Origin of the sequence: Sphingomonas sp. PL20, from assembly GCF_017875905.1 — a bacterium.
Taxonomy (GTDB): domain Bacteria; phylum Pseudomonadota; class Alphaproteobacteria; order Sphingomonadales; family Sphingomonadaceae; genus Sphingomonas; species Sphingomonas echinoides.
Genome location: NZ_JAGINH010000002.1, coordinates 3,252,456 through 3,263,784 on the forward strand (window position 1 = coordinate 3,252,456; position 11,329 = coordinate 3,263,784).

Consider the following 11,329-nt stretch of genomic DNA (forward strand, 5'->3'; position numbering starts at 1 on the left):
CGCAGGATCGCGCTCTCGATCGAGCCCGTGGCACTTGATATCGGGACTGGATCTCGAACTCGCGGCTGATGTTGCAAAGAAGCTCGGCAGACCGAGCGCAGGGCGCATCAAGATCTGGACAAACGGCAGGTTTCGGGATGCGGGAAACCGGCCTCGGTGTCGCGTATTGGATGCTCATATCCGTGCACTCGGAGATCGCCTAGCGGCCGGTCCCTCCACACAACTCTCTCTCAAAATCGTGTTAGCTGAGGAATACGGTTGAAACCGGGACGCAACCTACGGTGCGTTCCTCGCAATGCGTCCAATGTGATCGGCGCAGCAAGGCGGCGATGCCAAGGTCGGCCGCGATCAGATATCGGTGCCGTACAGCGGTCGATTTCCGAATTTGACCAGCCCTTTTCGAGTTTTTGCAGGGATTGAGCGGTCGCACTCCGCCAAATGTTGCGGGCCCTCTTGGAGTACGCCCGATGAATTACGCCGACGCGCTCGCGATCGCGGTCAACGTCACCCGTTTCTATCTGCCCTACGAGCTCACGCGCTACTTCGTCGCAGCGGGCGTAATCGCCGGCCTGGTCTGGCTGACCAAGCGCACGCCCTGGCGCTCACGCCAGATCCAGCCGCGTCTCCCGGCGCGAAAGGACCGCGTGCGCGAAATCGCCTCGTCGCTCAGGACATGCTTCGTCTATCTGCTGGTCGCAATTCCGCTCGCCTGGGCCATGCATGCCGGATTGCTGTCGCGCGACGCGGCTGCGCATTCGCTCGGCTACATCCTGCTGTTGCTCGCTGCCATGATCGTTGGGCACGACGCCTATTTCTACTGGACGCATCGAGCGATGCACACGCGCTGGCTGTACAAGACCTTCCACCGCCATCATCACCGCTCGGTGACGCCTTCGCCTTGGACGGCCTACAGCTTTGCGACGCCCGAGGCGTTCGTCAACGCGCTCTACTTCCCGCTGTGGCTGTCGCTGGTGGCGACCCCGCATGTCGTGACCTTCAGTTTTCTCGGCGTGCAGATCTTTCGCAACACCGTGGCGCATGCCGGGCTCGAACTGCACCCACGCTGGTGGCTGCGCACGCCGCTGACAAGCTGGATCAGCACCACGACGCACCACGATTTGCATCACAATGGTGCCTTCCAGCACAATTACGGTTTCTGGTTTACCTATTGGGATCGGCTGATGGGTACCGAGCATCCGCAGTATCGCGAAGTTTTTGCACGGGTTACCGCGTCGGCACGCGATCCGCAGCGGAATCTGCTTCCCCAGCCAGCCGGGGAATGATCCACGCGCTTGTGGTCATGCAGGCGAACTGACAGCATTGCGCCCATGACTCTGACCGACCTCGATCTGGTCGCGCGCGGCGGCGCGCTGGCGCTCCTGCTGTTGCTGGGGGCGGTGCTGTTGCGCGACCAGCGCGCGGCGATACCCGCGCGGATGGGGGTCGCACTGATCGCCGCGATCGCCTGCAACCTGATCGCCGAGGGCTACGGGTTACAGCGATTCCCACAGCCTGTCGCGATCGCATTGATCCTCGGCGAAGGGGCGATCTCGGGATTTTTCTGGCTGTTTGTCCGCAGTTGGTTTGATGACGAAGCGCACTTCGGATGGTTCAGTTGGTCCGTCGTCGGCGCGATCGCGGGGGTGTCCCTCGCCAACTACCTGCTTTGGTCGCCTACCGCCGGGGGGTATTGGCCAACGGATTTGGTGATGCACGCGTCATGGATCACGCTGCCGGTCCTTGCGCTGTGGATCGCCTGGCGTGGTCGAGACGACGACATGGTCGAGGCGCGCCGGCGGCTGCGGATCGGCTTCGTTTGGGCGACAGGAGGCGCGCTGCTGCTCATCAACCTCATCCACGTCACCAAGAATGTGCTGGCACCTGGACAGCGCGCACCGCTGGTACACATATCTACCGCGCTGCTCACGCTGAGCGTGGTGGCCGGGCTGTGCTACATCCTGCTGCACATGCGCCGCGCCGACATTTTCCTCGGCGCGGCGGCACCGACGAGCGCAGCCGCGGCCGATCAAGACCCGGCCGCTAAGGCGCTGGTGGCACGGCTGCAGGCGCATATGCGCGCGCAGCGCTGCCACCGCGACGATACGCTGACCATCGCCGCGCTGGCCCTGCAACTGGGGGTGCCCGAGTATCGCCTGCGCCGCACGATCAACGGCGAGCTTGGCTTCCGCAACTTCGCGGCGTTCCTCAACAGCTATCGGCTGAGCGAAGTGAAGGCGGCGTTGAGCGACCCCGCGCAGCGTAGCGTGCCGATCTTGACGATCGCGCTCGACGCAGGCTTCGGATCGCTCGCGAGCTTCAACCGCGCGTTTCGCGTCAGCGAGGGGCTGACGCCCAGCGCGTTTCGGACTGCCTCCCAAGCGAAGCCCGCTGCGGACCAGCTATTCCTCAGTTGACCGGGTCCGTTTCCGTGGGCCCCGGTTAATGGCCACGCGTTCAATGTGCTTGGTCGTGCTGATCGAGGCGGTGGTCGCGAAGCTAAATCGTCGAATCTAAGCTGACAGATCAGAAAAATTTCCCAATGACCTGAGTGCCCATCTTCTCCATGCCGGGTGCACCATTCTCAAAATCGGGCGCATCTCAGCCGCCACGGCGCGGCGACAGACGCCGCCCTCCCCTTCCCGACCATCATAATTTCACGAATGCTGTGCGACGGCGACGATGCCGCCCTACATAGTGCCCATGACCACGCTTATCGTCTGGCACGATGGTGCCTGCCCCCTCTGCGCCCGGGAAATCGCAGTAATGCGGCGGCTCGATCGCCGCGGCGCAATTCACTTCATCGATGCCGCCGCCGAGGACACGGTCTGCCCGATTGACCGGGCGGCGCTGTTGGCGCGCTTTCACGCTTGCGAAGATGGGGCGATGCTGAGCGGGGCCGCCTCCTTCGCGGCAATGTGGCGCGCCATCCCGGTGCTGCGCCCGCTCGGGCTGGCGGCGCGCACTCCATGGGTGTTGAGGCTGCTGGAACGAGGCTACCAAGCCTTCTTGCGCATACGGCCGCGTTTGCAGCGCCTCGCCAGGACACGGTGGCCCGCATGACCGACGACACGGACGGACGGCGCGATGCAAAGGCGCGCGCGGTGCCGAGCGGTCGATTGTCGCGATTGGGCCAGTTCGGGCGGCTGGCGGGCGGCGTCGCGGGCGGCATGATCGCCGAGGGCGCGCGGCGGCTGGCCGAGGGCGAACGCCCGCAGATGCGCGACATGCTGCTAACCCCTGCCAATGTCGGCCGCATCGCCGATCGGCTGTCGCATTTGCGCGGGGCAGCGATGAAGCTTGGGCAGATGATTTCGATGGATGCCGGCGACATGTTGCCGCCGGAATTGGCCGACATCATGGCGCGGCTGCGCCAGAACGCCCACCGCATGCCGCCCCAGCAATTGCAGCAAGTCCTCGCCGCGCAATGGGGCAAGGACTGGCGGACGCGCTTTGCCCGGTTCGAGGTAACACCGATCGCAGCCGCCTCGATCGGGCAGGTGCATCGTGCGCGCACCCGCGATGGCCGCGACCTGGCGATCAAGGTGCAATATCCCGGCGTGCGCGAAAGCATCGATGCCGATGTCGACAATGTCGCCACCTTGCTGCGCGTGTCGGGCCTGCTGCCGCGCGATCTCGACATCGCGCCGCTGCTCGCGGTCGCCAAAAGCCAGCTGCGCGAAGAGGCGGACTATTTGCGCGAAGGCGAACAGATGACGCTGTTCGGCGCGCTGCTCGCCACCGACGCCGACTATGTCGTTCCCGCGCTCGACCCCGCTTTCACCACGCAGCACGTGCTGGCGATGGACTTTGTCGAAGGCCAGCCGATCGAAACGCTGGTCGATGCCCCACTTGCCACGCGCAATCGCGTGATGGGTGCCTTCATCGCCTTGGTGCTGCGCGAGCTGTTCGAGTTTGGCGTGATGCAGACCGATCCGAATTTCGCCAATTATCGGTATCAACCGGCGACGGGTCGGTTGGTGCTGCTGGACTTTGGCGCGGCGCGCCCGGTTCCGGCGGCCATCTCAAAGGGCTATCTGGATCTGCTGCGCGCCGCGATGGCGGGCGATCCCGATTCGGTCCGCGCGGCAGCGCTGGCCGCGGGCTTTGTCGGTGCGGGCGCGATCACCCACCACCGCGACTCGATTGACCGGATGATCGCGGTGGTGGTCGCCGAGATGCAGCGGACCGGCCCGTTCGACTTTGGCGACCGCGGCTTTGTCGAAGTGCTGCGCAACCAAGGGATGGAGGTCGCCGCCGATCGCGCCGCGTGGCACATCCCCCCGCCCGACATGCTGTTTGTCCAGCGCAAGATCAGCGGCACCGCGCTTTTGGCGGCACGGCTCAAAGCACAAATCGATGTCGGGGCGATGCTGGAGCGCTATCTCGCGCCCAACGGGTGATCCGCAAACTCAGTTGGGTGGTGATCCAAGACCGGCCAAAGCTTGTCGCGTGCCCGCAGCCGTCACGCGCGAGCGCGTCGCTATCGTCTCACGCGATAGCGTGCGATGACGGGACCGACCCGTTGGTTACGCCGGAACGCAGGCCTCGGTGCGCGACCGAGAGCAGCTTTGTCGCCAAAGTAAATCCCTTTTTTCCCCAATCTCATCATCCATTTTTGTTATGGAAAGTGCTTTTTTTAGGTGTAATGATGAAATGTGGTTTTACGAGCAGTATCCTCGATCCATACATCTAACCGGCGCAATTGTCGGCTTGAATCTGTTGTACGTTTTTCATGTCGCCATCGGACACGTCACAACAGCGACAACGCCCCTGGCGCGGATGTGCATTTGCACAATATTGCTGCAGCGCAAGAGAGACCGCTTTGGTCGACTCGCTTTTATTGCGGTGAAATTGCTTCCATCGACCGCGCCGATCGCCATGTGATCCGTGCGCCGCCGTTCCTTGTTGCGAAGAACGGGTTTCAGAGAACAAGTTCGCCACGGCCAGCGGGGTAGGTATGTTGAAACAGATTTATATCGTGGACGACGATGAGCCAGTGCGCAAGTCGCTGCAATCCTTGCTCAACATGCGTTCCGAATTCATCATTCGCACCTTCAGCTCGGGCGACGAATTTCTGGCGGCGGCGCAAACCCTCGAACCCGGCGTCGTGCTGCTGGATGTGCACATGACGGGCGCGTCCGGGATGGACGTGTTGACGGCGATCAGCGCGCGCGATTTGCCGCTGATTTGCGTCATCATCACCGGGCATGGCAATATCAGCATGGCGGTCGAGGCGATGAAAGCGGGCGCAATCGATTTTCTGGAAAAGCCGTATGATCACGGGTCGCTGATCAACACCATCGAACGCGCTTATGATCGCCTGCAAAAGGTCGGGGCGGACGCCGCGCGTGTCCTGGCTGCACAACAATCGATCGCGCGCCTTGCTCCGCGCGAGGTCGACGTCTTGATGGGTTTGATCGCGGGGAAGGTCAACAAAGTGATCGCGCACGAACTCGACATCAGCCCGCGCACGGTCGAGGTTTATCGCGCCAATTTGATGACCAAGCTCCATGTCCGCTCGCTACCCGATGCGCTGCGCATCGCGTTTGCTGCCGGGCTGGTGGATTGATCAAGCTGCGCTGTGGTGGAGCTTCAGTCCGCGGCGGCAGCGGTGACACTGCGCGCGGCTCTCCGTGCGGTGTCGTCTTTTTCCGACAAGCGCTCCACTATTCGCCCCAATAACCGTTCCGATATGGTGTATGGTGCCCGGCATCATGGGCTGTGAGCGAACGGTGATGAACGGTGCGCGGGAATCGGACAAGCCAGCGGATGACGATCATGCGGTCGCGCGCGCCATCTTGGCCATTGTTCCGTTTCCGATGATGATCGTCGACGATCGCGGCATTCTGCAGTCGTCCAACCAACATGCCGAGATGTTGTTCGGCCTTGAAGGCAGGCTCGCCCCGGGCCGCAATATCAGCGACTTGATACCGCAACTGTACCATCACATTTGCGATAAGACCGTTGCGGACTATGCCGCCAGCGTGGACGGCGAACGGATCGCGGAAAGTCGCGTGTTCATCGCGCGTCATCGCGACGGCTACGAAATTCCGGTGGCGGGCCTCGTCAGCAAAGTGGTGATCGACGGGCAACGGGTATTTGCCTGTTCCTTACAGACCCTTTCGGACTGGCTTGGCACCGGTGCCCCCACCGCGCATCTGGACGACGGGGATGCGAACGCGATTGGATCGGACCATATCGCGGCACTGCTGGTGCATGAGCTGAACCAACCGATGACCGCGATGACCAATTTTCTGGCCGCCGCGCAAATCGCCCTGATGGCGGGCTCCGCGCCCGAAACGATCACCGGCTTCGTCAAGGATGCCAGCGCGCAATCCCTACGCGCGCGCGACCTGCTGCAACGCCTCCGCACCATCTTCGCGAGCTGAATCCACGATCGCAACCGTCAAGAGCGCATCGGCACCGCGCGGAGCGACGGCCGTGCGAGCCCGCCCAGTTCCCGCCCGCCAGTCGCGATCAGGGCTTTGGCCTTGCCGGCGGGCATGCCCTTGCCGAACAGATAGCCCTGGCCAAAATCGCACCCCCAATCGGACAGATGTGCCCATTGGCTCATCTCTTCAATGCCCTCGGCAGTGATCGCAAGATCAAGGCTTTTCCCGAGTGTGATCATGGCGCGCACGATCCCCTCGTTCTTGCTGCCCTGGTCGAGCCCGCGCAGGAACGACCGGTCGATCTTGATCTTGTCGAACTTGAATTCGCGCAGATGATTCAAACTGGCATAGCCGGTCCCGAAATCATCGAGCGCAACGCGGATGCCGTTCTTTTGCAGACGACTGAGCACTTTCTTGGTCGTACCAAAGTCGGTGATCAGGGCATTTTCGGTGATCTCCACCTCGATCCGCTGCGGCGCGATGCCATAGCGATCCAGGATAGCAACCAGCTTCGATGCGATCTGCGGATCGCGCAATTGGCTTGGCGCCAAGTTGATCGAGAAGGTCAGCGTCTCCGGCCATTCCTGAACCTCGCGGCAAACCCGTTCCAACAGCCGATAGGTCAAATCCGTCAGCACGCCGATTTCATCCGCTACTGGAATGAACACGTCGGGCATGACGACCCCGCAGTGCGGATGAATCCACCGCGCCAGCACCTCGAACCCGACGAGCCGTCCGCCATCGATCGCAACCAGCGGCTGATAATAAGGCACAATTTCGCCCGCGCTCACCGCGCGCCGGACATCGGCATGCATCATGGCGCGCGCCTGGACATTGTCTTCGATCGCCGGATCGAAGAATCGATAGCGTCCGTCCCCGCCCGTCTTGGCTTGATACATGGCAAGATCGGCCGCTCGCAGCAGCGCCGCCGGGCTGGTGCCATCGTGCGGGAAGAGCGCGATGCCGATCGCCGCGCCGACCTCGACCACCGCATCTTCGAGTTGAATCGGGCGGGAAATGATGACGCTGAGCAACTGGGCAACGCGCGCGGCATGGCTGCGATCGGTCGAAGAGGGGAACACCACGGCAAATTCGTCGCCGCCAAGGCGCGCAACCGTACCCAGTTGGTCGCGATGGGCCATGAAACGTTGCGCGAGTTCACTGAGCACGATGTCGCCGGCATCATGCCCATAAACGTCGTTGACCGGCTTGAAGCGATCGAGATCGATCATCAGCACGGCGGCAGGATGGTCCGCATTGGCGGTGACGCGGCCCAGCATCTCGGTAAAGAACCGGCGATTGGGCAGCCCCGTCAACGCGTCGTGCCGCGCCAACCGCTCGGCGCGCGCTTGCGCCTCAAGCGTGCGCTCATGCTCCGCCTCGATCAAACGGGCCTGGGCGCGGAACACATCCAGCGCCCGCACCATCGCGCCGATCTCGTCGCGGCGTTCGCTGCCGACCAGCACGACGTCGGTTTTGCCCGCCGCCAGCGCGCTCAGCGACTTGGTGATATCGACCAGCGGCCGCACCACCCGTCGGTGGATGAAGATCTGGATCAGGAAGCGCGCCAGGATACCAATCGCCGAAAACGACAAGACGAACACCGCGACAAAATGCGCTGCCTCGGTTGCGGTCTGGCCGGATTGATCGGCATTGGCGCGAAACTGATCTGCCAAAGCATCGGCGTGACGGTCGAAATCGAGATATTTGGCCTCCAGCTCGCCGCGGAAGAGGCCGAGCGCGTCCGCGGCATGCCCAGCCCCGATCGCGGCGACCATGCGCTGTTGCGTCTTTTGATAGGCCACCCAGTCCTTCTCCATCCTATCGACCATCGGTCTGAGCGGACCGGGCGGCGTCAGGCCGCATAACCGCGAGAGTTCGGCGGTCAGCGCGCGGCTGCGCGTGGCCAGCAATGCGCGGGCAGCCGCGCCGTTCTCCAGCAGCAGCGATGCCTGGGCGACACGATTTTCGGAAATCAGATCCGCGACTTCCATCACCGACGAGACGCGGCGGATGTCCTGAACATTCTGCTGCATCGCCAGGCTGGTCTGATGCATTCCGCCAACGACCAGCGCCGCGACTGCAAAAAACAGCGCGGCACCGAGCACCTGCAGCCTTGCAATCCTGGTTCCGATATTGGTCATGCTCATATCCCGCGCGGTGACACGGCGCGCGACGGCGACGCAGCCATGCGCAAGGTTCCGGGCCAGATCCCTAACCTTCATCATAGAGGATTTGCGGGAGAGGCCGTCGTTCTGTGGTCGCGCGACCATCATCTCTTGGGATGGCTGCCGCCCCCCGCAAACGCGCAGTGACGATTCCCGCTACATTCGCGGCGTGTCGAATTCAGCGACCACGCGGACGCTCAACCTCCCGCGTTCCCGCTGCCTGGACTGTGCCGCTGCGCAGAGGTGAGTGCCCAATTTGCACAGGACGCCGCCAAGATCGCCGCAAACATCCTATAATTCCTACGAAACGGACAATTGCTTCCTTTCCCCGCCCACCCCGGAGAGTTCAATGCGCTTTCTCGACAATATGAAAATCGCCCAGAAGATCATTTCACTGCTTGTCTTTCTGGGTTTGATCACCGCGCTCATCGCCTATCTCGGCGCATCGTCTGTTACGCAGACAAACGCGAGCTATACCAAACTCGCCGAACACGAACTGCAGATTCCAGCAATGCTAACGCGCGCCAATCGCCGCGCCGTCACGATGGATCTGATCGCCTATCAGGCGATGGTCTATGATGCGTCTACCACGACGGCGAAGACCGCCCCGGCGAGGCAGGAGGAATTCTACAAATCTGCGCTCGACTATCTGCGCCAGGCGAAGGAACTCACGCCCCGCTACACGGCCGAACTCTCGCAGTTCGAGGATCGCATCAACCAATTGCATGCCATCACCGAGAAGGCCACCAAGCTCGGCGCGCTCAACCGTAATGCCGAAGCGACCGCATTGCTGCGCCCTGCTGACGAAATGCTCGAGCCACTGGCGAAGGATATTTCGGCGTTCAACGACCGCTTGATCGCCGAAGGCAAGAAGCAAACCGCTCAGTTGAATGCAAATGCGGCGTCGACGACGATGACGCTCACGATCGTGAGCATCCTCGGCATCGCGATTGGCATCGGCCTCAGCATGGTGGTCGCACGCAAGGGCATTACCGGCCCGCTCGCCCGCCTGCAGCACACGATGGCGACGCTCGCCGCCGGAAATAATGCGGTCGAGATTCCCTTTGCCGATCGTACCGACGAAATTGGCACCATGGCCGACACCGTCCGCGTGTTCCGCGACGCGGCGCTGGAACTGGAAGCCGCGCAGATGGCCAAGGCCCAGGAAGACGCGACGCAGCAGATGGTCGTCGCGACCGTCGGCGAAAATCTCGGCGCACTGGCCGCAGGCGATCTGACCGCGACGATCAATACCGAATTCCCTGGCAACTATGCCGAACTCAAGACCAACTTCAACGCCGCCACCGCAGCGTTGCGCGGTCTCATCGGCGGGGTCGTGGAAAGCACCTCGGCGATCGGCACGGGTTCGAATGAAATCGCGCAGGCGTCGGAAGATCTCGCACGCCGGACCGAAGGCAATGCTGCCAGCCTGGAAGAAACCTCCGCCGCGATCACGCAGATCGACGGTCGCCTGAAGGCGAGCGCCGATGCCGCCGGGCGCACCGTTGCCCGTGCCGACGGCGCGATCGCCACCGTCTCGGGCGGTCGTGAAATCGCCGATGAAGCGGTGCAGGCCATGGGCCGCGTGTCCGAAAGCGCCAAGGGCATCGACAGCGTGATCGAAGGCCTCGACAAGATCGCGTTCCAGACGCGCGTTCTGGCGATGAACGCGGCCGTGGAAGCGGGCCGTGCAGGCGATGCCGGTCGCGGCTTCGCGGTCGTCGCCGATCTCGTCTCGGCGCTGGCAATGCGCGCCGAAGAAGAGGCCAAGCGCGCCCGCGACCAGTTGACCGTCACGCAGAGCGAAATCCTGTCCGCGGTTGGCGCGGTGCAGAAGGTCGATGGCGCGCTGGTCAACATCGCCGGTGACGTTGGCGAAGTGCACAAGCTGCTGGGCGATATGGCCGCCGACAACCAGGCCCAGGCGGCCGCGATCTCGCAGATCAGCGTTGCCGTCGGCAGCATGGATCGCGCGACGCAGCAGAACGCCGCGATGGTCGAGCAGACCTCGGCTGCCGCCCGCAACCTGACCACCGAGGTCAGCTCGCTGTCGCAGCAGACCGCCCGCTTCGACATTGGCGGCAACGCCGCCGCTCGCCCGGTGGCCCGGCCCGCTGCAAAGCCCCGCGCCGCAGCACCGGCCCGGAAGGAAAAGGCCCCTGCCTATACGTCGCCGGTGAAGGCGCTTGAATCGGTCAATGGGGAGGATTGGGCCAGCTTCTGAGCCCATCCGACCCAAATAAAGGGGCACCGCAGATCTTCTGCGGTGCCCCTTTTTGTGTCTGGGCGACGGGAGCGGCGGGAGGGTCAGTTCACCAGCGCGGGCGCGCGCAGCCCTTCCATGATCGTGCGGTTCAAATCGATCAGCGTCTCGATCTTCTCCCGGCCCATCATCACCTCGGTGGTGAAGCGATCCACGAACAGCGCCAGCGAAATGATCTGCGCGCGCAATGTCTCGGGCAGCGCATTGCCGGGCGCGGCGCAATCGCTGGCAAAGGTGCACCACATCTCGCGATTGCGGTGCAGCGGCTGGATCAGCGCCCCGCCCGACAGGCGCGCGGCCTGCGCATCCATCAGTTCGCCGGTAATCTGGCTCAGCAGGCGGGCCTCGGCCGCGCGCGGCGTTTCGGCGCGGCTCCGGGCGCTTTGATAAGCATGCAGTGACATGAAATCTCCTCTTACGGTTCTGTTATCATTCTAGGCGGTCGGAGGCCGTCATCTTGGGAGGATTGCAGATTTAGTATCGTTCCAGCGCCCAAGCGCGCGCGT

9 protein-coding genes are annotated in these 11,329 nt (G+C 63.1%); 7 read left to right on the plus strand and 2 right to left on the minus strand.

The genetic code is table 11. The features are described 5' to 3' along the window. Positions 1-467 precede the first annotated feature (467 nt). The 6 genes from H4W01_RS15220 to H4W01_RS15245 all read left to right on the plus strand — a co-directional run bounded on the left by H4W01_RS15220 (position 468) and on the right by H4W01_RS15245 (position 6,389). Entirely contained in the window at positions 468-1,283 is an 816-nt protein-coding gene (locus H4W01_RS15220; RefSeq protein ID WP_209612080.1) for a sterol desaturase family protein, read from the plus strand. A 45-nt stretch (positions 1,284-1,328) separates the two neighbouring features. After that, positions 1,329-2,414, plus strand: a complete 1,086-nt coding sequence (locus tag H4W01_RS15225) for an AraC family transcriptional regulator (RefSeq protein WP_209612082.1) — start codon at positions 1,329-1,331, stop codon at positions 2,412-2,414. A 286-nt stretch (positions 2,415-2,700) separates the two neighbouring features. Continuing rightward, positions 2,701-3,060 (plus strand): thiol-disulfide oxidoreductase DCC family protein, encoded by a 360-nt coding sequence (locus tag H4W01_RS15230; RefSeq protein WP_209612084.1) that lies wholly within the window; start codon positions 2,701-2,703, stop codon positions 3,058-3,060. Then, the gene (locus tag H4W01_RS15235; protein ID WP_209612086.1) at positions 3,057-4,400 is read left to right on the plus strand and encodes an ABC1 kinase family protein; all 1,344 of its coding nucleotides are present in this window, start codon (positions 3,057-3,059) and stop codon (positions 4,398-4,400) included. The genes H4W01_RS15230 and H4W01_RS15235 overlap by 4 nt, the downstream gene beginning before the upstream one ends. Before the next feature lie 557 nt (positions 4,401-4,957). Continuing rightward, positions 4,958-5,569 carry a response regulator transcription factor gene (locus tag H4W01_RS15240; RefSeq protein WP_010404657.1) on the plus strand — a complete coding sequence of 204 codons (612 nt, stop codon included), beginning with the start codon at positions 4,958-4,960 and terminating at the stop codon, positions 5,567-5,569. 130 nt (positions 5,570-5,699) lie between these two features. Continuing rightward, positions 5,700-6,389: a PAS domain S-box protein gene (locus H4W01_RS15245; RefSeq protein ID WP_209612088.1), complete on the plus strand. Its 690-nt coding sequence runs from the start codon at positions 5,700-5,702 to the stop codon at positions 6,387-6,389. A gap of 17 nt (positions 6,390-6,406) precedes the next feature. On the opposite strand, the gene H4W01_RS15250 is transcribed toward H4W01_RS15245, so the two are convergent. Further along, positions 6,407-8,536 carry a putative bifunctional diguanylate cyclase/phosphodiesterase gene (locus tag H4W01_RS15250; RefSeq protein WP_209612090.1) on the minus strand — a complete coding sequence of 710 codons (2,130 nt, stop codon included), beginning with the start codon at positions 8,534-8,536 and terminating at the stop codon, positions 6,407-6,409. Between the two features lie 373 nt (positions 8,537-8,909). Between H4W01_RS15250 and H4W01_RS15255 the strand changes: the two genes are divergently transcribed. Next, the gene (locus tag H4W01_RS15255; RefSeq protein ID WP_209612092.1) at positions 8,910-10,784 is read left to right on the plus strand and encodes a methyl-accepting chemotaxis protein; all 1,875 of its coding nucleotides are present in this window, start codon (positions 8,910-8,912) and stop codon (positions 10,782-10,784) included. An 83-nt stretch (positions 10,785-10,867) separates the two neighbouring features. Here the strand turns inward: H4W01_RS15255 and flaF are convergent, their stop codons facing one another. Beyond that, entirely contained in the window at positions 10,868-11,227 is a 360-nt protein-coding gene (gene flaF / locus H4W01_RS15260; protein WP_010404661.1) for a flagellar biosynthesis regulator FlaF, read from the minus strand. Between the last annotated feature and the right edge of the window lie 102 nt (positions 11,228-11,329).

Bases quoted from the DNA above. Each gene is read 5' to 3' on its own strand.
- H4W01_RS15220 (WP_209612080.1), top strand. From the start codon at position 468: ATGAATTACGCCGACGCGCTCGCGATCGCGGTCAACGTCACCCGTTTC.
- H4W01_RS15225 (WP_209612082.1), top strand. From the start codon at position 1,329: ATGACTCTGACCGACCTCGATCTGGTCGCGCGCGGCGGCGCGCTGGCG.
- H4W01_RS15230 (WP_209612084.1), top strand. From the start codon at position 2,701: ATGACCACGCTTATCGTCTGGCACGATGGTGCCTGCCCCCTCTGCGCC.
- H4W01_RS15235 (WP_209612086.1), top strand. From the start codon at position 3,057: ATGACCGACGACACGGACGGACGGCGCGATGCAAAGGCGCGCGCGGTG.
- H4W01_RS15240 (WP_010404657.1), top strand. From the start codon at position 4,958: ATGTTGAAACAGATTTATATCGTGGACGACGATGAGCCAGTGCGCAAG.
- H4W01_RS15245 (WP_209612088.1), top strand. From the start codon at position 5,700: ATGGTGCCCGGCATCATGGGCTGTGAGCGAACGGTGATGAACGGTGCG.
- H4W01_RS15250 (WP_209612090.1), bottom strand. From the start codon at position 8,536: ATGACCAATATCGGAACCAGGATTGCAAGGCTGCAGGTGCTCGGTGCC.
- H4W01_RS15255 (WP_209612092.1), top strand. From the start codon at position 8,910: ATGCGCTTTCTCGACAATATGAAAATCGCCCAGAAGATCATTTCACTG.
- flaF (WP_010404661.1), bottom strand. From the start codon at position 11,227: ATGTCACTGCATGCTTATCAAAGCGCCCGGAGCCGCGCCGAAACGCCG.